The organism is Polaromonas sp. P2_G11, assembly GCF_056403595.1.
The window spans coordinates 438165-460154 of the sequence record NZ_JBFUFE010000004.1 but is presented as its reverse complement, the minus strand read 5'-3'; the positions used below and the strand labels follow the sequence as shown (position 1 = coordinate 460154).

Below are 21990 nucleotides of genomic sequence, written 5' to 3'. Positions count from 1 at the left end.
TGAAGAAGAAGGCTACTTAAGCCAGCGGCCGCCGTGGAACCGGCTTCGCCGGGCCGCAGGCTGCGCCCCCTGGAAGGGGGAGGCGCCGAAGGCGCTTCGGGGGTGAATCATGAGCTCCATGGGAGCGAATAGGTTTTTAGATTGGTGAAGCTTTTAATCGCTTCCTGCACGCCCTCTTTATAGCCCAAGCCCGAGTCCTTGATGCCGCCGAAGGGCGTGAGCTCCAGGCGATAGCCTGGCACCTCGCGCACATTGACGGTGCCGACATGCAGCTCGCTGACAAACCGGTTGATGTAGTCCAGGCGATTGGTGCAGACGGCGCTTGAAAGACCGTAGGCCGTGCCGTTCGAAATCTGGATGGCTTCGTCAATGTTTTTGAAGCGGATCACCGGGGAGACGGGCCCGAAAGTCTCCTCGCGCGCTACCGTCATCTGCGGCGACACATGATCGATCAAGGTGGGGGAGTAAAGCGCGCCGCGCCTGTGGTTGCCCGCCAATAATTTCGCGCCCTGCGCCACCGCTTCATTCACACGTGACTCAAACAGCATGGCTGCCGGCTCATCAATCACCGTGCCCATGTCGTTGGCCTTGTCGGCCGGGTCGCCGTATTTCCAGGCCAGGGTCTTGGCCAGCACCTGCTCCACAAATTCGCCGGCCACCGCCTCATGCACCATGAGCCGCTTGATGGCCGTGCAGCGCTGGCCTGAATTTTTATAGGAACCCTGCACGGCCAGCGTGGAGGCCTCGTTGAGATCGGCATCCTCCATCACGATGATGGGGTCGTTGCCGCCCAGCTCCAGCACCACACGCCGGTAACCGGCCTTGCCGGCAATGTACTTTCCGATGGCCACGCCACCCGTAAATGTCACCAGGTCAACCAATGGGTTGGTGATCAATTCGTCCGCAATCTCACGCGGGTCGCCCGTTATCACGCTGAGCATTTCGGGCGGCAAACCCGCCTCATAAAGGATATCGGCGAACAGGAGGGCAGAGAAAGGCACTTTCTCGGACGGCTTGAGCACCATACGGTTGTTGGTCGCAATGCTGGGCACCACCTTGTGCGCCACTTGGTTCATCGGGTGGTTGAAAGGCGTGATGGCGGTGATCACGCCCAGGAGCGGGGAGCGGTGCGTGTAGACGCGGCGCTTCTTTCCATGCGGCGTGAGGTCGCAGCTGAAGATCTGGCCGTCGTCCTTGAGCACCTCGGTTGCACCGAAGAGCAACACGTCACTGACACGGCCTGCTTCGTAGATGGAGTCCTTCAGGCACAGCCCTGCCTCCGCCGTGATGAGATTCGCGACCTCCATCAACCGCGACTGGACGATGGCCGCCGCACGGTTGAGGATGGCTGCTCGTTCATAACGGCTCAGCTGGGGCTTGCAGGCGTGCGCCCTGGCGAAGGTTTCACGGACTTCCTCAAGCGTGGCCTTGGGCACGCTCCCCAGCAGCTTGGTCGTGTACGGATCGAACACCTCGATCGCGCGGTCACCGGTCCGGCCGGCGCCAACCTTGCGGCCAGCCAGTCGCATGGCATTGAGCTGGTGGTCGCGGATGTACTGGTCAATCACTCTGCGGCTTTCAGGACGAGGTATTTGCGGACATGTTTCTTGCGGTTGTTGCCGGATATCTATTGGGCGTAATTGAGCGCCAGGTCGAAGGCATCGAAATTGCGAAAACGCCGGTTGCGGTTCAGGCCCGGCAAGTCCCGGTTCACGATCAGCGGGACACGCTGCTCGCTCATGCCGCCGTGCGAGCGCAGCGGAACTTCGAGCGCAGAGAGATCGTGGCGTGAGACCGATGTGCCGATCACGGTGAAACGTTCGGATACCGCCACAATGTCGCCGATCCGGTCGGCCGGGAGTTCGAAGCGCTCGGCGGCCTGTTCACGCGAAAGTACCAGCTCCATGCCCTTGAGCGCCGCCAGCCGTTTGCGGGCGGCCTCGATGTTTGTGCCCTCGGGCAGGTAGATCGTGGCGAAGGATCCCAGCGCGCCGTGATGCACCACATAGGGGTCGGTGATCGGAAGAATCACACGCGCAACGCCCGCGCCCAGCCAGCTGTCAAACCAGTCCTGCAGGTAAATCACGTCGGGCGTCCCGTCCATGGCCACCTTGGCATTCATGCCATGGTCAGCAGTCAGCACAATGACGCACCCGAGGTCTTCGAGCTGCTGCATATAGCCGTCCATCATGCGGTAGAAGGAATTGGCGCCGTCGGTGCCGGGCGCGTGCTTGTGCTGCACGTAGTCGGTGGTCGACAGGTACATCACATCGGGCTTGTATTTCTGCATGATCTTCACGCCGGCGGCAAACACGAACTCCGACAGGTCCGCGCTGTAGACGCTGGGTAGCGGCTGGCCCACCAGGCCCAGCACGTCTTCAATGCCGTTTTCTTCCAGCGTGACCTGGTCGGCCTTCTCGGACGAAAAGCAGATCCCTTTCATCTTGTGGCCCAGCAGCTTGCGCAACTTGTCTTTGGCTGTAATCACCGCCAGGGACTTGCCCGCGTCCGCAAGGGCCGCCAGCAGGGTGGGCGCACGCAGCCACTTCGGGTCATTCATCATGACCTCGGTGTCGGTGGCAGTATCGAACAGGTAGTTGCCACAGATGCCGTGCACGCTGGGCGGTGCGCCCGTCACGATGGAAAGGTTGTTGGGGTTGGTAAAGCTGGGCACCACGCAATCCCCTGTCAGGCCCGAACCCAGCGCCAGGGTGCGCTTGAGCCACGGCATGTGGCCGGTGGCCACGGCCTGCGCCAGGTAATCAGGCTCGCAGCCGTCCACGCACACCACCACAACGGGCTGGGTCGGCAACCGGTACGCCCGGCCATTGACTTTCACTTCGGTCTTTTTATCAGCGACTGCCACGTTGGAGCCTTCCCTTGTCCATGTTTTTCTCTGGGCCTTTTGCGATGTCGTCATCGACCAGATGCGACGCCCTGGCCTGTGCCGCACGGGCAGCGGGGCTGGCCTGCAGGCGCGCCTGTCGCCGCAGGTCGTTTTCAATCGTGCGCTCTTTGCTCTCGATCACGTGGTCATACATGGCCCGGCCTGCGACGTCCGCGTCACCGGAGGCGATGGCCTTGACGATCTGCCGGTGTTCGTTGGCCGAGATCGGCATGAGCCAGCCGTCGGCCAGGTTCAGGCGCCGGAACAGCGACAGCTCCTTGATGAGCTTGCGATAGATGGCCGTGAGTTTGCTGTTGCCTGCCATTTCCACCAGCCGGTCGTGGAATTTCAGGTTAAGCAGGTGGTAGTTGTAGGCGTCTTCTGCCTTGACGGCCTTTTCCATCGAGTCGACGAGGCCCCGGATTTCCTTGAGTTGGGCCGGCGTGATGTTCCTGGCAAGCTGGCGGCCGACGAGTTCGTCCATCGCGGCGCGCAGATCGAAAATCTCGACGGCCTCCTCGATGGGAATGTCACGCACGAAGACGCCGCGATTTTTTTCGTTGCGCACCAGGCCAGCTTCCTCCAGCATTCGGAAGGCTTCACGCACCGGCCCGCGGGAGACGCCCATTTTTTCAGCCAGCGCCGCTTCAATGAGTTTGCTGCCCGGTTCGTATTCGCCAACAAGAATGGCACGCTCGATTTCCTGCTGCACCACCGTGGTGAGGGAACTGGTCTGCAACAGCGCGATAGTGGGATGAAACACGGCATTCATGCCCTGCATTGAAGCACAAAACACAGGATTGTCAACAATCTGCAAAAAACAATTGACAAGATAAAAGGGGCAGCGTTAAATAAATATTGAGCTGGGTTGATATGACCTGAACACAGGTTGGTCATCGCAGTGTCACTGCCCCGACACGAACAGGTCACAACATTGCAGGTTTTCCACAAAGGACTTTTTATGCAGCTGGCTACCCATCTCAAATCCCTGCCAAAGGCGATCGCTCTTATCGGCTTTTTTGGCCTGCTCACCGCCGCCACCGGCGCATTCGCCCAGAAAACCCAGTTGCTGGTCTACACCGCGCTGGAAACCGACCAGATCAAGGCCTATCAAGAGGGCTTCAACAAGGTCTACCCCGATATCGAAATCAAATGGGTCCGCGACTCGACCGGTGTGATCACCGCCAAGCTGCTCGCCGAAAAGTCCAATCCCCAGGCCGACACCATCATGGGTGTGGCTGCCTCCAGCCTGGCCCTGCTCGACAAGCAGGGCATGCTCGAACCCTACGCGCCGATCAACCTTGACGGCATCATGAGCCAGTACCGTGACAAGAAAAAAGTCCCCGCCTGGTTCGGCATGGACGTGTGGGGTGCCACCGTGTGCTTCAACACCGTCGAAGCCAAGAAGAAAAACATTCCTACCCCGGAGACCTGGCAGGACCTGACCAAGCCCATTTACAAGGGCCAGATCGTCATGCCCAACCCCGCCTCCAGCGGCACTGGCTACTTCGACGTGACCGCCTGGCTCACGCTCTTTGGTGACAAGGACGGCAAGGGTGGTGGCTGGAAATACATGGATGCGCTGCACGAAAACATCGCACAGTACACCCACTCAGGCTCCAAGCCTTGCAACATGGCGGCCGCCGGAGAGTTTCTGGCGGGCATTTCGTTTGAATACCGCGGCAACACCAACAAGGCCAAGGGTGCGCCTATCGACCTGGTGTTCCCCAAGGAAGGCCTGGGCTGGGACCTGGAAGCCTTTGCCATCCACAAAGGCACCAAGAAACTGGACGCCGCCAAGAAACTGGCTGACTGGGCTTCGAGCAAGGATGCCATGATGCTGTACGGCAAGAACTTCGCGATCACCGCGCAGCCCGGACTGGCGCCGCCGCTGGCCAATGTGCCAAAAGACTATGAGGCCCGCCTCGTCAAGATGGATTTCAGCTGGGCAGCAGACAACCGCGAGCGCATTTTGAATGAGTGGACGAAGCGCTATAACTCCAAAACAGAGAAGAAGTAGCCCCCTGTCGGCGGCCTTTTGGCCGCCGTCTCCCCCTCAGGGGGACAGCCGCTGTGGCCCGGCGGAGCCGGTTCCACGCCGCTGCTTGCCCTTTGCGCTGGCGCGACCGTTCAGGTAATACACGTATGACCCACGAATGAACAACGACACTTTTCTGAGCCTGCGTCATATCCGCAAGGAGTTCGGCGCCTTCACCGCGCTGCAAGACATCAACCTGGACATCCGCAAGGGCGAGTTCGTGTGTTTTCTGGGCCCTTCGGGTTGCGGCAAGACGACGTTGTTGCGCATCATTGCCGGGCTGGAGGTGCAGACCTCGGGTGAAGTACACCAGGGCGGGCGAGACATCTCGCGATTGCCGCCCGCGCTGCGCGACTACGGCATCGTGTTTCAGAGTTATGCGCTGTTTCCCAATCTGAGCGTGGCTGACAACGTGGCCTATGGCCTCGTCAATCGCAAGACGCCCAAGGCCGAGGCCGCCCAACGCGTGAGCGAGCTGGTCAAGCTGGTGGGCCTGCCGGGCAGTGAAGCCAAGTACCCCAGCCAGCTCTCGGGCGGCCAGCAGCAGCGCATCGCGCTGGCACGCGCGCTGGCCACCTCGCCGGGCTTGCTGCTGCTCGATGAGCCGCTATCGGCACTCGATGCACTGGAGCGCGTACGCCTGCGCCAGGAAATCCGCGCGTTGCAGCAAAAACTGGGCGTGACCACCATCATGGTGACGCACGACCAGGAAGAAGCCTTGAGCGTGGCCGACCGCATCGTGGTAATGAATCACGGCCTGATCGAACAGGTGGGAACACCGATGGAGATTTACCGCGAGCCGGCTTCGCCCTTTGTGGCGGACTTTGTCGGCAAGGTCAACGTCATGCCGGCGCATGTTAACGGCGGCCAGATGAGGTTCGGCACCTTGTGCCTGCCTTGCGACGGAGCCGACCGCGAGGTCAAGGTTTACCTGCGCCCTGAAGATGTGCTTGCCCGGCCCATTGCAGCGGATGACGCCCACGTGTTCGACGCCACCATCGAAAAGATCGAATTCCTCGGCTCCTTCTGCCACGTTCACGTGACCTCTCCTGCACTGGGCAGCCACAAGCTCACGGTTTACCTCTCACTCAATTTCCTGTCGGAGCAGTCCTTGCAGGTCGGCTCGTCCCTTCCCCTCAAATTGCTGCCAGAGCGCATCAAGGTGTTCTGATGCCCGTCTATACACCTCCTGCTTTGCCCCTGGTGCGGCAGCGTGTGCACTGGATTGACCACCTGGCCTATGCTGCCCTTGCGCTGGCAGCTATTATTTTGATAGCGTTTCTGGCAGCCCCGTTGCTGGCCATCCTGCAGCAGGCCGTGCAGGACAAGGCAGGGGATTTCATCTGGCTTGACAACTTCATCGAGTACGCCAAGACTCCGGCACTGCTCGAAAGCCTGTGGAACAGTCTCTGGGTGTCGAGCGCCGTCACCCTGATTGCGGTACCCCTGGCGTTTGGTTTTTCCTATGCGCTGACCCGTTCGTGCATGCAATACAAGGCGCTGTTTCGCGGGATCACGCTGGTTCCCCTGCTGGCACCTTCCCTGCTGTCAGCCATTTCGCTGATTTACTGGTTTGGCAATCAGGGGGTGCTCAAGGGCTGGATGCAGGGTATCGGCATTGACCAGATTTATGGTGCGCCCGGCATTGTGGTGGCCGAATGTTTTGCGGTGTTTCCGCATGCGCTGATGATTCTGGTCACCGCGCTCAGCCTGTCCGACGCCCGGCTGTACGAGGCAGCCAATGCCATGGGCACCAGCGCCAGGCGCAAGTTCTTCACCATCACGCTGCCCGGTGCCAAATATGGCCTTATTTCCGCGGCGCTCGTCACCTTCACGCTGGTCATGACGGACTTCGGCATTCCCAAGGTGATAGGCGGCAACTTCAATGTGCTGGCCACCGACGTCTTCAAGCTGGTGATCGGCCAGCAGGATTTCGCCAAAGGCGCAGTGGTCGCCATCTTGCTGCTGGCGCCCGCCGTCCTGACATTCGCGGTAGACAGCTACGTCAGCAAACGCCAGACCGCGATGCTGACGGCGCGTGCCGTGCCCTACCGGCCCACGCCTTCGCGCGGCTACGACCGGGTCATGACGCTGTATTGCTGTGCCATTGCCTTCCTGGTGCTGGCCATGCTGGGCATGGCCGTGTTCGCATCCTTCGCCAGCTTCTGGCCCTACAACCTGAAGCCCAGCCTGCGCCACTACACCATGGGCCTGATCGACGCGGAAGTCGGTGTCGGGTTTCTCAACAGCCTGAAGATGGCGGCGGGCACGGCCTTCTTCGGCACCGCTCTGGTGTTTTGCAGCGCCTACCTGCTCGAAAAAACCAAAGGCATGGACGGCCTGCGCGGCTTTGTGCGCATGCTGGCCATGTTGCCCATGGCCGTGCCCGGCCTGGTGCTGGGACTGGGCTACATCTTCTTTTTCAATGCGCCCGGCAATCCGCTGAACGGCCTGTACCACACGCTGACCCTGCTTACGCTGTGCACCATCGTGCACTTCTACACCACCGGCCACCTGACGGCCGTAACCGCACTCAAGAGCCTTGATGGCGAATTTGAAGCCGTGAGCGCCTCGCTCAAGGTACCCTTCTTCAAGACCTTCTGGCGCGTCACCCTGCCCATCTGCACGCCGGCGCTGGTCGACATCGCGCGCTACTTCTTCATCAACGCCATGACCACCATCTCTGCCGTGGTGTTTCTCTATTCGCCCGAAACCAAAGTTGCGTCGATCGCCATCCTGAACCTGGATGAAGCCGGCGAAATGGGCGCCGCCGCAGCCATGGCCGTCCTGATCGGTATGGCATCAACGATTGCAACCCTGCTTTTCATGGCGCTGGCCTGGTGGGTCAACCGCCGTACGCAGGCATGGCGAACCAGCTCGCGCTAGGCGCTTCATGACAGCCCAGCGCAACATCCGCATGCTCACACGTTACAACGCGTGGGCCAACGACCGCCTGTTCGGCGCATTAAAGCAACTTCCTGCAGCTGAACTCCTGGCACCGCGCGCGACAGGTTTTGGCAACATGCTTCGTACGCTGAACCACGCCTATGTGGTGGATCTCATCTGGCAGGCGCACCTGCAGGGGCGGCCGCATGGCTTCAGCTCCCGCAACACAGAGGCTACTCCCACACTGGAAGAGCTGTGCGCAGCTCAGGGGAAAATCGACACCTGGTACATCGAATACGCGGACACCCTGAGCGTCGAGGCACTCGACGAAATCGTGCATTTCACGTTCATCGATGGCGACGCGAGTGCCATGACACGGGGAGACATGCTGCTGCACGTTGTCAACCACAAGACCTACCACCGGGGCTACGTGGCCGACATGATCTACCAGGTTCCGGCGCGCCCCCCAGGCATGGACCTGCCCATATTCCTGCAGGGATACCCGGCCCGACTGAATTGAATCGCCCGCAACGAAGACCACAGGCATCACAAATGGACAGAGACAAAATCCTCCTCACCCCCGGGCCACTGACCACCACCCTGCGCACCAAGCTCGCGATGCTGAAAGACTGGGGCTCCTGGGACAGCGATTTCAACGCTGTCACGGCGAGTGTGCGCAAAAGCCTGCTGGCCGTCATCCATGGGCAGGATTCGCACGTCGTCGTTCCGCTTCAGGGAAGCGGTACTTTCAGCGTGGAAGCGGCAGTGGCCACCGTAGTGCCGCGCGACGGCCACGTGCTGGTGATGGACAACGGCGCCTACTGCAAACGCGCGGCAAGGCTCACCACGCTGATGGGACGGCGCTGCACCATCATGCCCTTCGACGAAGCGGCACAGGTCTCTCCCGCCGCACTGGACGCCATGCTGGAAGCCGACACCAGCATCACCCACGTCATGCTGATCCACTGCGAGACAGGCGCGGGCGTGCTCAACCCGCTGAAGGAAGTGGCCGACGTCTGCAAAACCCACGGCAAGGGCCTGCTGGTGGACGCCATGAGTTCCTTCGCCGCAATAGACATCGACGCGCGCAAGGTGCATTTCGACGCACTGGTGGCGGCCAGCGGAAAATGCCTCGAAGGCGTGCCCGGCATGGGTTTTGTCTTCATCCGCAAGGCCGTGCTGGACGGCTGTGCCGGCCGCAGCCAGTCGCTGGCCATGGACCTGCACGACCAGTACGCCTACATGGAAAAAACCACGCAGTGGCGCTTCACGCCTCCCACCCATGTGGTGGTGGCGCTGGCCGAAGCCATTGCCCAGTTTGAGGAAGAAGGCGGCCAGCCAGCGCGCCTGGCGCGCTATACCGCCAACTACACCACCCTGGTCACCGGCATGGCAAGGCTCGGTTTCAAACCCTTCCTGGACCCGGCCATCCAGGCGCCCATCATCGTGACCTTCCACGCGCCAGGCGACAGCCGCTACGAATTCAAGAAGTTCTATGCCGCCGCACGAGATCGCGGTTTTGTCCTATACCCGGGCAAGCTCACGCAGGTAGAAACTTTCCGGGTGGGCTGCATCGGTGCGATCGGCCCGAATGAGATCGAACAGGCCGTGCTGGCTGTGGCGGGTGCCCTGCAGGACATGGGCATCAGCTCCGCCGCACCGGCAACCCACGCGCACGGAGCGTAGGCCCTGAGAACGTCTCTTTACAAGCATGAGCCGTGGAACCGGCTTTGCCGGGCCACAGGCGGGCGTCCCCTCGGGGGGCAGGGAGCTACACGAAGTGAGCGACCGTGGGGGCCTAGTGACTTCGGCGAAACGCCTCGGAAGGCAACTCGCCAAACATTTGCTGATAGTCGTGCGCGAAATGACCAAAATGCCAAAACCCAAGGTGCGTTGCAGCCGCCGTCACGGACGTAGCGGTCTTCAATGCCTGCCTGGCCGCGTTCAAACGCACGGCGCGCAGGTAAGCCAATGGGCTGATGCCCAGCGCCGTTTGAAAACCGTTTTGCAAGGTTCGGCGGCTCACGCCGAGCTGTTCACACAGGGCCAGGACCGTAGGCGGTTGATCGAGCTGCGTATGCACCAGCTCGCGGGCGCGCCGCGTCAGCGTCCAGTGCGCATGGGTGCCGGCCGAATCCACGGTATCCACCGGCGCAAGTACGCGGCCGAGTTGCTCCATCACGGTGTCAAGCATCGCCGCCTGGACGGATGCAGACTGCAGCAGCGCCGGGGCAGCCTCCACGGTATCCATCACACCCGTGAGGCATTGCCGGAGACTGGCCTGTGCCGCAGCGTCCAGCCTGCGCAAGCCGGCCTGCGCACCCAGCCGGGCTTGCAGTGCCGGGTCATGTCGGCTGCAGCGGCGCCAGGCCGCCTCATCGAGCTCCAGCCCCAGCATCACATGACGCCGGGAAGAGCGGAACTCAAAACCCGACGCCCCCGAAAACACATGCAATGCACCAGCGTCGCTGGGCGCGCCGCAAAAAACGCTGGGGCCTTCGACCTGAAGCGGCAGCCCCAAGGCCAGGGCACCATCGCGTATCCGTCCGGTCTGGTACACCGACTCCCGCAGGCTTTCCACAAAGAGGCGAAGGCCCGCGAATTCCAGCTGGCGCACTTCCCCACCGAACGCACCGCGAGACAGCTGGAGGTAGCTCTGGTTCCAGCCCGTGAGTGCCGCCGCCTGCTCGTCTGCGTCGGCGAACGACGCGCGGGACAGCAGGGCTGGCGGGAGAGTGTCAGGCGTGTGGACCATGGCCGCATTCTTGCAGGATTCGTGCCGTGTGCAAGCAACGCTTTGAAACACTTCGACTTACTCGCCGTCTCTTTAAGCTCACTCTCGCTGCGTTACTTGCCGAAATGGGATTTCAGCGCACCTACGCTCGCCCTACGATGCAAGACAGCCCCACCGGGCCCTCAACCTTGCAACCTATAAGGGAGCCACCATGTCAGAACGTTCCAGCGTGCAATACGCGAAAGTCGACGGCAGCTATTTTGAAAAGAGGGGGCTGCGCCGCTATGCCGGTGTCTGGTCGCTCTGGGCACTCGGCGTTGGCGCCGTGATCTCCGGCCACTTCGCCGGCTGGAACCTGGGTCTGGCCAACGGCTGGGGCAGCATGTTGCTGGCCACCATCATCATCTCCGTGATGTATCTTGGCCTGACCTTTTCGCTGGCCGAAATGTCGCCTGCGCTGCCCCATACCGGTGGCGCCTATTCCTTTGCGCGCACCGCCATGGGGCCCTGGGGTGGCTTTCTAACCGGGCTGGCCGAAAACGTGGAATACGTGCTGACGCCGGCCGTCATCGTGTTCTTCATCGGCAGCTACATGGGCAGCATCTTCGGCACACCACCGGCCTGGCAGCCTTTGTGGTGGATCGGTTTTTACATCGTCTTCATCGGGCTGAACATCATCGGCGTCGAGCTGTCGTTCAAGATCACACTGGCCGTCACGCTGCTGGCGCTGGCCTGCCTGGTGGCGTTCTGGATCAGCGCCTTTCCCAAGATCGACTTCGCACGCTGGGCCATGAATGTCGGCGCCGGCGGCGCCGTGCTGCCCGAGGGCCGCGGTCCCTTCCTGCCGCTGGGCTTCGCCGGCGTGCTGGCGTCGCTGCCATTTGCGGTGTGGCTGTTCCTGGCAATCGAGCAGCTACCGCTGGCGGCTGAAGAGTCGGTGGACCCGCGCCGTGACATGCCGCGCGGCATCATTGCCGGCATCTTCACGCTCATCCTCTCGGCCTTCATGATCCTCTGGCTCAACCCCTCGGTCGCAGGCATAGGCTCGCACGCGCTGAGCACCTCGGGTGAGCCGCTGCTCGACGGCTTCAAGGCAATTTACGGCAACGGCATCGCCAAGATACTGGCGCTGGTGGCCGTGCTGGGCCTGGTGGCGAGTTTTCACACCATCATCTTTGCCAAGGGCCGGCAGATCTATTCGCTAAGCCGCGCCGGGTACTTTCCTTCGGCACTGTCCGTCACGCACGGCAGCCGCAAGACTCCGCACATCGCCATGATCGTCGGCTCGGTGGTGGCGCTGGTGGTCATGTTTGTGCTGTGGTTTTCGCTGGGCGTTGACAAAGGCTCGGCCGTCATCGGCGGCACCTTGCTCAACATGGCGGTGTTCGGCGCCATGTTCTCTTACGTCATGCAGGCGCTGTCGTTCATTCGGCTCCGCAGCAAGCTGCCGCATATGGAGCGTCCCTACCGCAGCCCCCTGGGTGTCACGGGCGCGGTGCTGACCCTGCTCATCGCCCTGGTCACCATCTACTTCCAGCTCAGCGACCCGATCTACCGCGTGGGCGTGCTGTGGGTGGCGCTGTGGTTTGCCATCGGCGTCAGTTACTTCGCGGTGATGGGCCGGCACCGGCTGATCCTCTCGCCGGAAGAAGAATTTGCGATTGGCCTGGCCGAAAAAGGCCGGGCAAGCGCCCACCCCTAAAACCAAAAGGTGCCCACGACCATGCCCAAAAAAGCCACCAAATCCTCCGCCCCCCATCCAGCCCTGGAGATGCTGCGCAAGTCGGGCGCCAACAAGATGAAGGTTGCCGTCAGCGACATCGACGGTGTGCTGCGCGGCAAGTACCTGCACAAGGACAAGTTCTTCGGCGCGGCCGAGCCCTACCCGGCGGGCGGTTTTGGATTTTGCGACGTGGTGCTGGGCTGGGACATGATGGACAACTGCTACGACAATACCTCGGTGACAGGGTGGCAGCACGGCTTTCCGGATGCGCTGGCACGGCTGGACCTGGCCACCACACGTCACGTGCCCTGGGACAACAACGTGCCCTTTGTGCTGGGTGAATTCGTGAATGCCGACGGCACGCCGCACGCCGTCTGCCCACGCCAGACGCTCAAGCGCGTGCTCAAGCGCGCCGAAAAAATGGGCTTCATGCCCATGACCGGTATGGAGTTCGAGTGGTTCAACTTCCTGGAAACGCCGCACAGCTGGGCCGCGAAAAACGGCGTGGGGGCCGAAAAACTCACGCCCGGCATGTTCGGCTATTCGCTGCTGCGCATGAACGAGAACCAGGATTTCTTCAACGCCATCATGGACGAGATGCTGGCCTTCGGCATCCCCATCGAAGGCCTGCACACCGAAACCGGGCCGGGCGTGTATGAAGTAGCCATTGGCTTCAGCGAGGCACTGGAGCAGGCCGACCGCGCCATCCTGTTCAAGACCGGCGCCAAAGAGATCGGCTCGCGTTTTGGCATCATGCCCAGCTTCATGGCCAAGCCCCATCAGCAGCTGCCGGGCTGCAGCGGCCACATCCACCAGAGTTTGTCGGACGGCAAGACCAACCTGTTCTTCGACGCAAAGCACCCACGCAAGATGAGCAAGCTGTTCGAGAGCTATGTTGCCGGCCAGGTCGCCTGCATGATGGAGTTCGGTCCCATGATCTGGCCCACCATCAACAGCTACAAGCGCCTGGTCGACGGCTTCTGGGCGCCTGTGAAGCCGACCTGGGGCATGGACAACCGCACTGCAAGTTTCCGCGTGATCGCGGGCAGCGCCAAAGCCACCCGGCTGGAAACCCGTTGCCCCGGCGCCGACGTGAACCCCTACCTGGCGATGGCGGCCGTCATCGCTGCGGGACTGGACGGCGTCGAAAAAGGCCTCAAGCTGGGCGCGCCGATCACCGGCACCAACCAGGGAGCCGAACACATTGCCCGCGCACCGCGCACCTTGATCGAAACCACACGTATTTTCCAGAAATCGGACATCGCGCGCGACTGGCTGGGCGATACTTTCGTGGATCACTTCGCGGCAACGCGCGAGTGGGAATGGCGCCAATGGCTGGACGCCGTCACCGACTGGGAAATGAAACGCTATTTTGAAATCATCTGACCTCCTGATCCGCAGGCTGACCGTGCCCGACGCCGCCATTTACCGCGAATTCCGCCTGCGCGGCCTGCGCGAGCACGCGGATGCCTTCACCTCCAGCTTTGAGGAAGAAAACCTGCGCGTGCCGGCCGACACCGAAAAGCGCCTTTCACCCGCCGGCGACACCGTCATGTGGGCCGCCTTTGTGGACGGTGCGATGGCCGGCGTGGTGGGGCTGAACCGCGAGACGCGGCTGAAGAACCGTCACAAGGCCACGCTGGTCGCGATGTACGTCGCGCCCGAATACCAGGGGCATGGCATAGGCCGGGCGCTGGTCGGCAAGGTGCTGGACGAGGCCCGCGCCGGCGGCGTGGAGCTCGTGGTGCTGACGGTCACCGCCGGCAACCGCGAGGCGACGGCGCTCTACGAGAAATGCGGGTTTAAATCCTTCGGCATAGAGCCCGACGCGATTCGGGTCAACAATGTCTCTTACGGCAAACAACACATGTACTTCCAGGTCGCACCACTATGAGCATCACCGGTTTTTCCTTCCCCACCACCATCAAGTTCGGCGCAGGCGCGCGCAAGCTCGTCGCCGACACCCTGAAAGAAGCGGGCTGCAAACGCCCGCTCATCGTGACCGACAAGGCGCTGGGCGCCTTGCCCGTGCTGGCCGAATTCAGGACCCACCTGGCCGGCCTGGACGTGGCCGTGTTCTCGGGCGTCTTCGGCAACCCGACCTGCAGCCAGGTCATGGACGGTGCCGCAGCCTACAAGGCCCACAAGGCCGACTGCGTGATTGGTTTCGGCGGCGGCGCGGCGCTGGACGTGGCCAAGGTGGTCGGCATCGCCGCCACGCATGAGGGCGACATCCTTGAATACGTCTGGGACCATCCGCAGGTACGGCCCATCGTCAATGAGCTGCCGTACTTCGTGGCCCTGCCCACCACCTCGGGTACCGGCTCCGAAGTCGGCCGTTCCAGCGTCGTCAGCGAAAACGACACGCACCTCAAGCGCGTGGTGTTCAGCCCAAAAATTCTGGCGAAAGTGGTGTTTGCCGACCCCGAACTCACGCTCGGCCTGCCACCGCATGTGACGGCCGCCACCGGCATGGACGCGCTCACGCACAACATCGAGAGTTACCTCTCACCGGCCTATCACCCGCTGTGCGACGGCATTGCACTCGAAGGCACGCGCATCGCAGCCCACGCACTGCTCAAGGCTGTCAAGGAACCGTCGAATCTGCAGGCGCGCAGCGACATGATGATGGCCTCCATGATGGGCGCCATCGCCTTCCAGAAAGACCTGGGCGCCGTGCATTCATGTGCCCACGCGCTGGGCGCTGTCTGCGACCTGCACCACGGCCTGGCCAATGCGCTGATGATCGACACCGTGCTGGCGTGGAACTACGAATCGGCGCCCGCCAAATTTGACGAGCTGGCCCACGTATGCGGCGTGGCCGGCGGTGGCAAGGCTTTTGTAGCCTGGCTCAAGCAGCTCAAGGAGAGCGTGGGCATCACCGGCCCGCTGTCGGCCCACGGCGTCAAGCGCGAACACCTGCCGCGCCTGGTCGAGATCGCCACGGCCGACATCTGCCACCAGACGAATCCACGGCCCTGCAAGGCTGAGGACTTCCAGCGATTGTTCGAGGCCGCCTTATGAATGTGGCCCCCACGCTTTTCACTGCGTCTTCGACTTCGTGTAATGCGCTGCCCCCCGAGGGGGCCGCTGCGCCTGCGGCCCGGCAAAGCCGGTTCCGCGGCCCCGGCTTGGGCAGAACAGAACGATCACTTTTGAGAAGGGTACTCGCATGATCGCCGCTAGTCGTCTCAAGATTGGGTTGTCAGCGTGTTTCTCGCATGCCGACCCAACCCGCTCTTTCTTCACCGGCAAGACGCTACAGTATGTCGAACAGTCGATCGCACACTGGGTTATGTCTTCCGGCGCCATGGTCGTCATGGTGCCTTGCCCCACGGGCAGCACGCAGCGCGGCGACGTTACATACGAACACTATGCACAGTGGCTGGACGGCCTGGTGCTGCACGGCGGCGCCGACGTCTGGCCCGGCAGTTACGGCGAGGAGCCGCTGGAAGAAAAATGGTCGGGCGACCGTGTGCGTGACGAATACGACAAGGCACTGGTAGCCGCGTTTGAAAGAGCCGGCAAACCGGTGTTTGGCGTTTGCCGCGGCCTGCAATTGCTCAATGTTGCATTCGGCGGCACGCTCTACCAGGACATCAATACGCAGGTGCCTGACTCCTTCGTTCACCGCGACGCCGTCACTTACGACCAGAACTTTCACAGCGTGAACATCGTGCAGGGCTCCAGGCTTTCCGCCATGTACCCCGGCGTGGAGCGCGTGCGCGTCAACAGCATCCACCACCAGGGCATCAAGGATTTGTCACCCGAGTTTGAAGCCGAGGCTTTCAGCGTGGACGACGGCATCGTGGAAGCGATACGCCGCAAGGACAAAACCAAGAGCTATATCGCCGCCACCCAGTGGCATCCCGAATTCCACAAACCCGGCTCCGACACGATTGACGACGCCGCCGTACTCGATGATTTCCTCACCGCCGTAGCGGCGGCCAAAAGCAAAGCCAACAAACATGACCAAACTCGCCATTCATAACCCCGCCACAGGTGAGATGATCACCGAACTGCCTGCGGACGACGCGGCTTCCGTCGCTGCCAAGGCAAAGCAGGCGCGCACCGCGCAGGCTGCGTGGGCCGCCGTGCCGGTGGCCGAGCGCAAGACCTGCATCACGCGCTTTCGTGCCGGCATCGTTGCAGAGCTCGATACCCTGGCGGCCGTCATGACGCGAGAAACCGGCAAGCCGATCAAGATGTCACGCAATGAACTCAACGGCCTGCTGGGCCGCATTGATTTTTTCCTGGCAGAGCTTGACGCGTCCACGACCACACAGACCGTGTTTTCCGATGGCGGCATGACCGAGCAGATCGAGCACACACCGCTGGGCGTGGTCGCCAATATTTCGGCCTGGAACTACCCCTGGTTTGTCGGCGGCAATGTATTCATTCCCGCGCTCCTGACTGGCAATGCCGTGCTTTACAAGCCCTCTGAATATGCGGCCATGACGGGCCAGGCCATCGCGCGCCTGCTGCATGCGGCCGGTGTTCCGCAAGATGTGTTTGTGCTGCTGATCGGCGGCGGCGCAGTCGGTGCGGCGCTGATGGAGCAGCCGGTGGACGGCCTCTTTTTCACCGGCTCCTACGCCACCGGGGCAAAGATCGCAAAAGCCATCGGCCCGCGCATGGTCAAGCTCCAGCTGGAGCTGGGCGGCAAGGACCCGACTTACGTCTGCGAAGACGCCAACCCCCAGGCCGCCGCCGAGTCGCTGGCCGACGGCGCGATGTACAACACCGGCCAGAGCTGCTGCTCGGTTGAGCGTATCTACGTGCATGAAAAAATTTACGACGCGTTCGTCACCGCCTTTGTAGACACCGTGAAGACCTTCAAGACCGGCGACCCGATGAGCGAAGACACCTACATCGGCGCCATCACCCGCGCGCCGCAGCTAGAGGTGTTGGATGCCCAGGTCGCCGATGCCAAAGCCAAAGGGGCGACCCTGCTGGCAGGTGGCAAGCGCGGCGCTGGACCCGGCACCTGGTATGAACCCACGGTGTTCAGCAACGTCAACCACAGCATGGAGCTGATGCGCGAGGAAAGCTTCGGGCCGGTCATCGGCATCCAGAAGGTATCGGGCGATGCAGAAGCCGTCAAACTCATGAACGACACACGCTACGGCCTGACCGCCGGCGTCTTCACGCCAGACGAAAAGCGCGCCAGGACGCTGCTGTCCCAGGTCAACGCCGGCAGCGTCTACTGGAACTGCTGCGACCGCGTCAGCCCGCGTTTGCCCTGGAGCGGCTACGGTGATTCCGGTGTGGGCCTGACCTTGTCCACCTACGGTATCCAGACATTCACCCGGCCAAAGGCTTGGCACCTTCGTCAATCCTGAACATGAAGCTCACCCTCTTCGATCTGGACCACACCGTACTCAACGGCGACAGCGATGTGCTGTGGTGCGATTTCCTGATCGAGAAGGGTTACCTGGGCAAGACGGAATTCACCGCACGCAACGCCGACATGGCAGCGCGCTACAAGGCGGGCACCGTGGGCCTGAAGGAGTTTGCCGATTTTTATGTGGGCACCCTGGCAGGTCGCACCGCCCAGGAATGGGAGCCGATGCGGCAGGAATTTTTAGCGGACTGGATTGTTCCGCGCATCACACCGGCTGCGATCGCACTGGTCGACAAGCACCTGGAGGCCGGCGACCTGGTGGTCATGACGACGGCCACCAACCGCTTCATCACCGAGCTCACGGCAATCTACTTCGACATCGAGCACCTGATTGCCACCGAGCCCGAAATACAGGGCAGCCGTTTCACCGGCAGCACCACCGGCGTACTGAACATGCGCGAAGGCAAGGTCGAGCGCTTGCATGCCTGGCTCACCGCACGCGGCCTGCGCTTCAAGGATTGCAAAACCACCGCCTACAGCGATTCCATCAACGACCTGCCGCTGCTGGAAGCCGTGAAACACCCGGTGACTGTGAATGCCGATGCGACGCTGGCAGCGATTGGGACTGAGCGCGGCTGGCCCGCGCTGCAGTTGCACTGAGCAGCCCGGCCTGCGCAGCTGAAACAGCCCCAGAGAGGGTTGCATCCGCCTCGTTTGAGTATAAAAATGGCCTGCAAGGCAATCAGGGCGGGCGCCAGCAGCTATTAAAAGAATAGCATTTACGCCCGCATCTGCCCGCTTACTCCGCGCTCAGATGCTTGCCCACAATCCCGGCCAGCTCGAACATCGTGACCTGCGGCTTGCCGAACACCGGCAGCAGCTTGGCGTCGGCGTTGATGGCGCGCTTGTTGGCCGCGTCCTGCAGGCCTTCGGCCTTGATGTAGTCCCAGAGCTTTTTGATGACCTGGGTGCGCGCCACCGGTTCGGCGCCAATCACCGCGGCCAGTGCGTCGCTGGGCTTGAGGCCTGCGCCCGGCTTGGCGACGCGCGGCGTTTTGGGCTTGGCGGTTTTGGCGGCGGGCGTCTTCTTGGCGGCGACTTTTTTGGCTGCAACCTTTTTGGCCGCAGGTGCGGCGCCCTTGGCCGCCACCGTCTTGCCGAAAGGCGTCTTCACCGTGCCGGTCTTGGCCGCCGCCGGCTTGCGCGGCGGAAATTTGGACGGCGCGAACTCGAAGTTCACCTTGTCGGCCTCCTTGTCCCAGGCCAGCATGGCCTTGAAGGGGCGGCGCGTGCGCATCGAAACGAACTTGTCGAGCAGATCAGTCTTGCCAGTTTCCAGCAGCTTGTGCATCTGCTCGCGCTCAATCGGCTGCTGCAGGATCACCTGCCCGGTCTTGAAGGTGCAGCTGGGCGTGGGTTGGGCCAGTGTGGGCACCGACTTTTCGCAGACGTAGTTTTTACCGAGCTCGAACACCCGCGCGGCGCAGCGCGGGCAGGGGCCCAGCGACTGCTGGTCGCCAAAGTCGACGATCTCGCCGGTCTCGGCATTCTTGTCGTCGCCGAAGTCGAATTCAAGCTTGTAGTTCTTCGTCTCTTCGTCGAACTTGATCACCATCTCGGCGGTAAAAGGCCAGCCGGCCTTGGAGCGGAAGCCGTCCAGCGGGCCGATCTTCTTGTCGCGCAGGAACTGCTCAACCTCAGCCACTTCAAAGGTGCGGCCCGCCGGCGTTTTGCCGAAGCTGAAACCACAGCCGTCGTCGCCGTTCTTGCCGGTGCAGGTGTAGCGCCGGTAGTTTTCCTTCATGACACCGCCGCAGTTGGGGCAGGGCGCTGAGAGCGTTGCGTAGTCGCCGGGAATCGTGTCCTTGTCGTAGCCTTTGGCCTTGGCCACCATGCGCTCGGTCATGGTGGCAATTTCGGCCATGAAGGTTTCGCGGCTCAGCTTGCCGTGTTCCATCTGCGCCAGCTTGAACTCCCACTCACCGGTCAGTTCGGCCTTTGAAAGCTCCTGCACATCCAGTCCGCGCAACAGCGTCATGAGCTGGAAGGCCTTGGCCGTGGGGATCAGCTCGCGGCCTTCGCGCAGCATGTATTTCTCGGCAATCAGCCCTTCAATCGTGGCGGCGCGCGTCGCCGGCGTACCCAGGCCTTTTTCCTGCATGGCTTCGCGCAGCTCGTCGTCGTCAATCGTCTTGCCGGCGCCTTCCATTGCGCCCAGCAATGTCGCTTCGGAATAGCGGGCGGGCGGCCGGGTCTTGAGGCCCTTGGCCTCGACCACCTCGGCGCGCACCATTTCGCCCGGCTTGACCGGCACCAGGCTCTGGCCCTTGTCGCCGTCCTTGGCGTCGGCCACTTCATCGGCGGCTTCCTTGCCGTAAATCGCCAGCCAGCCCGGCTTGACCAGCACCTTGCCTTCAGTCTTGAAGCTGTGGCCGACCGACTGGGAAATACGCGTGGTGACCAGGTATTCGGCGCTCGGGAAAAACACCGCCATAAAGCGGCGCACCACCAGGTCATACAGTTTTTGTTCGGCTTCGCTCAGGCCGCTAGGCGCCTGCAGCGTTGGGATGATGGCGAAGTGGTCGCTCACCTTGGCATTGTCGAAAATGCGCTTGCTGGGCTTGATGTAATTGCCCTTCAGCGCCGTCGCCGCGTGCGGCGCCAGGTGCTTCATGCCGCTGCTTTCCAGCATTTCAAAGGTCTTTTTGACCACCGGCAAATAGTCTTCGGGCAGCGCGCGCGAGTCGGTACGCGGATAAGTCAGGGCCTTGTGGCGTTCATACAGGCTTTGCGCAATCGACAGCGTCGTCTTGGCTGAAAAACCGAACTTGCCGTTGGCCTCGCGCTGCAAGGAAGTCAAATCAAACAGCAGGCCGGCGGCCTGCGTGGTGGGCTTGCTTTCTTCCGTCACCGTGGCGGACTTGCCGCGCACGGCTTCGGCAATCGCCATGGCTTCGCGCTCGGACCAGACGCGGTCGGCTTTCAGTTCGGCATCGGGCTCCGTGTTGTCGGCATTGGCCGCGGCTTTTTTCCACTTCGGGTCAAACCACTTGGCGGGGTATTCGCCGGCCTCGGCCAGGAAGGTCGCGTGGATTTCCCAGTAGTCGCGGCTCACGAACTTGCGGATTTTTTCCTCGCGCTCCACCACCACCGACAGCGTCGGCGTCTGCACACGGCCCACGGTGGTCAAAAAGAAACCGCCGTCACGCGAGTTGAAGGCCGTCATGGCGCGCGTGCCGTTGATGCCGACCATCCAGTCGGCTTCCGAACGTGAGCGCGCCGCATCGGCCAGGCCCTGCATCTGCTTTTCAGTGCGCAGGCTCTCAAAGCCGTCGCGGATGGCTGCCGGCGTCATGGACTGCAGCCACAGCCGTTTCACCGGGTGCTTGCTGTTGGCGTATTGCTGGATCAGCCGGAAGATCAGCTCGCCTTCGCGGCCCGCGTCGCAGGCATTGACGAGGGCGCCCACGTCCTTGCGTTTGGTCAGCTTGACGATCGCGTTGAGCCGCGTCTTCGTCTTGTCCATGGGCTTCAGGTCAAAGTAGGGCGGAATGACAGGCAAGTTGGCAAAGCTCCATTTGCCGCGCTTGACGTCAAACTCCTCAGGCGCCTGGATCTCGACCAGATGGCCCACGGCCGAGGTGACCAGCCACTCGTCGCTCTCGAAGTACTCGTCGTGCTTTTCAAATTTGCCGGCCGTAGGCGTGATCGCCCGCACAATGTCTTGTGCGACCGAGGGTTTTTCTGCAATCACCAGAGTTTTCATAAGTACTTCTTCAAACCTTCTACATCTTCGGGGAACATTTCCCCGCTTTCGGCAAATACGACTTTGCCTTCACGTCCGTTCGCCGCCACCTTGAGCACCACCACCACGGGCAGGCCCACCGGCTTGGGCAGGAATTTGGCAACCTCGGGGGTCAGCATCCCGGCGGGAAAGCTGTAGCCCTTGGTCTTCATATAGGCAGCTGCGGCCGCCGGCTGCTTGTCAATCGACAGGGCCAGCACCTCCAGCCCGTTGGCCTTCTGGGCCCGCCACAAAGCTTCTATATGGGGCGACTGCACCGCACAAAAAGGGCACCAGCTGGCCCACCAGTACACCACAAGCGTCTTTCCGGCCACCTCGACAGGCTTCCAGGCGCTGCCGTCCAGCAGCGTGACGGCCGGCAAAGGCAGGGTGCTGCCGGCCTTGGGCAAGGGGCTTTCCCCGCCTTTGGACCACGCCGGCAGGCCCAGCCCCGCCGCGGTCGGCAAGGCAAGGGCAGCAGCGGTCTGCATCAGGTTTCTGCGGTTGAACACGGGGACTCCTTGGGCGCATCACTACAATAGCGGCTCTCGCGCATGTACGCGCGCGGGTGCGCACGCATGCGCACGCACGCGC

At 62.1% G+C, this 21990-nt stretch carries 18 protein-coding genes; 12 read left to right on the top strand and 6 right to left on the bottom strand.

All coding sequences use genetic code 11. From position 1 onward, the window contains the following. Nucleotides 1–107: 107 nt before the first annotated feature. The 3 genes from phnY to AC1DWQ_RS16290 form a co-directional block, all read right to left on the bottom strand. Nucleotides 108–1529: a phosphonoacetaldehyde dehydrogenase gene (phnY, locus tag AC1DWQ_RS16300; RefSeq protein WP_477670747.1), complete on the bottom strand. Its 1422-nt coding sequence runs from the start codon at nt 1527–1529 to the stop codon at nt 108–110. Nucleotides 1530–1627: 98 nt separating this feature from the next. After that, complete coding sequence (gene phnA, locus AC1DWQ_RS16295; protein WP_477670582.1) at nt 1628–2866, bottom strand: phosphonoacetate hydrolase; 1239 nt, start codon at nt 2864–2866, stop codon at nt 1628–1630. Beyond that, nucleotides 2853–3659, bottom strand: a complete 807-nt coding sequence (locus AC1DWQ_RS16290; protein WP_457282058.1) for a phosphonate utilization associated transcriptional regulator — start codon at nt 3657–3659, stop codon at nt 2853–2855. Before AC1DWQ_RS16290 ends, phnA begins: the two co-directional genes overlap by 14 nt. A 189-nt stretch (nt 3660–3848) precedes the next feature. On the opposite strand from AC1DWQ_RS16290, the gene AC1DWQ_RS16285 reads away from it, so the two are divergent. The 5 genes from AC1DWQ_RS16285 (at nt 3849) to AC1DWQ_RS16265 (ending at nt 9497) form a co-directional block, all read left to right on the top strand. Beyond that, nucleotides 3849–4907 carry a putative 2-aminoethylphosphonate ABC transporter substrate-binding protein gene (locus AC1DWQ_RS16285; protein ID WP_477670581.1) on the top strand — a complete coding sequence of 353 codons (1059 nt, stop codon included), beginning with the start codon at nt 3849–3851 and terminating at the stop codon, nt 4905–4907. Between the two features lie 136 nt (nt 4908–5043). Then, a complete protein-coding gene (locus AC1DWQ_RS16280) occupies nt 5044–6096 on the top strand; it encodes a putative 2-aminoethylphosphonate ABC transporter ATP-binding protein (protein WP_477670580.1) in 1053 nt (350 codons plus the stop codon). Then, a complete protein-coding gene (locus AC1DWQ_RS16275; protein WP_477670579.1) occupies nt 6096–7811 on the top strand; it encodes a putative 2-aminoethylphosphonate ABC transporter permease subunit in 1716 nt (571 codons plus the stop codon). The genes AC1DWQ_RS16280 and AC1DWQ_RS16275 overlap by 1 nt, the downstream gene beginning before the upstream one ends. 7 nt (nt 7812–7818) lie before the next feature. Then, nucleotides 7819–8331, top strand: a complete 513-nt coding sequence (locus AC1DWQ_RS16270; protein ID WP_477670578.1) for a DinB family protein — start codon at nt 7819–7821, stop codon at nt 8329–8331. Nucleotides 8332–8363: 32 nt separating this feature from the next. After that, entirely contained in the window at nt 8364–9497 is a 1134-nt protein-coding gene (locus tag AC1DWQ_RS16265) for a 2-aminoethylphosphonate--pyruvate transaminase (RefSeq protein ID WP_477670577.1), read from the top strand. A gap of 112 nt (nt 9498–9609) precedes the next feature. On the opposite strand, the gene AC1DWQ_RS16260 is transcribed toward AC1DWQ_RS16265, so the two are convergent. Continuing rightward, on the bottom strand, nt 9610–10566 hold the full coding sequence (locus tag AC1DWQ_RS16260; protein WP_477670576.1) for a helix-turn-helix domain-containing protein: 957 nt from the start codon (nt 10564–10566) through the stop codon (nt 9610–9612). 190 nt (nt 10567–10756) lie between these two features. On the opposite strand from AC1DWQ_RS16260, the gene AC1DWQ_RS16255 reads away from it, so the two are divergent. The 7 genes from AC1DWQ_RS16255 to AC1DWQ_RS16225 all read left to right on the top strand — a co-directional run bounded on the left by AC1DWQ_RS16255 (nt 10757) and on the right by AC1DWQ_RS16225 (nt 18272). Beyond that, complete coding sequence (locus AC1DWQ_RS16255) at nt 10757–12247, top strand: amino acid permease (RefSeq protein ID WP_477670575.1); 1491 nt, start codon at nt 10757–10759, stop codon at nt 12245–12247. Nucleotides 12248–12268: 21 nt separating this feature from the next. After that, nucleotides 12269–13654: a glutamine synthetase family protein gene (locus AC1DWQ_RS16250; protein ID WP_477670574.1), complete on the top strand. Its 1386-nt coding sequence runs from the start codon at nt 12269–12271 to the stop codon at nt 13652–13654. Continuing rightward, complete coding sequence (locus AC1DWQ_RS16245) at nt 13641–14162, top strand: N-acetyltransferase family protein (protein ID WP_477670573.1); 522 nt, start codon at nt 13641–13643, stop codon at nt 14160–14162. Before AC1DWQ_RS16250 ends, AC1DWQ_RS16245 begins: the two co-directional genes overlap by 14 nt. Beyond that, nucleotides 14159–15292, top strand: a complete 1134-nt coding sequence (locus tag AC1DWQ_RS16240) for an iron-containing alcohol dehydrogenase (protein ID WP_477670572.1) — start codon at nt 14159–14161, stop codon at nt 15290–15292. The genes AC1DWQ_RS16245 and AC1DWQ_RS16240 overlap by 4 nt, the downstream gene beginning before the upstream one ends. 148 nt (nt 15293–15440) lie before the next feature. After that, nucleotides 15441–16259: a gamma-glutamyl-gamma-aminobutyrate hydrolase family protein gene (locus tag AC1DWQ_RS16235; protein WP_477648783.1), complete on the top strand. Its 819-nt coding sequence runs from the start codon at nt 15441–15443 to the stop codon at nt 16257–16259. Next, complete coding sequence (locus AC1DWQ_RS16230) at nt 16237–17610, top strand: aldehyde dehydrogenase family protein (RefSeq protein WP_477670571.1); 1374 nt, start codon at nt 16237–16239, stop codon at nt 17608–17610. The genes AC1DWQ_RS16235 and AC1DWQ_RS16230 overlap by 23 nt, the downstream gene beginning before the upstream one ends. A 2-nt stretch (nt 17611–17612) precedes the next feature. Beyond that, nucleotides 17613–18272 (top strand): HAD family hydrolase, encoded by a 660-nt coding sequence (locus AC1DWQ_RS16225; RefSeq protein WP_477670570.1) that lies wholly within the window; start codon nt 17613–17615, stop codon nt 18270–18272. Between the two features lie 139 nt (nt 18273–18411). Here the strand turns inward: AC1DWQ_RS16225 and AC1DWQ_RS16220 are convergent, their stop codons facing one another. Further along, nucleotides 18412–21378: a DNA topoisomerase III gene (locus AC1DWQ_RS16220; protein ID WP_477670569.1), complete on the bottom strand. Its 2967-nt coding sequence runs from the start codon at nt 21376–21378 to the stop codon at nt 18412–18414. Next, a complete protein-coding gene (locus tag AC1DWQ_RS16215; protein ID WP_477670568.1) occupies nt 21375–21908 on the bottom strand; it encodes a TlpA family protein disulfide reductase in 534 nt (177 codons plus the stop codon). The genes AC1DWQ_RS16220 and AC1DWQ_RS16215 overlap by 4 nt, the downstream gene beginning before the upstream one ends. Nucleotides 21909–21990: the final 82 nt, after the last annotated feature.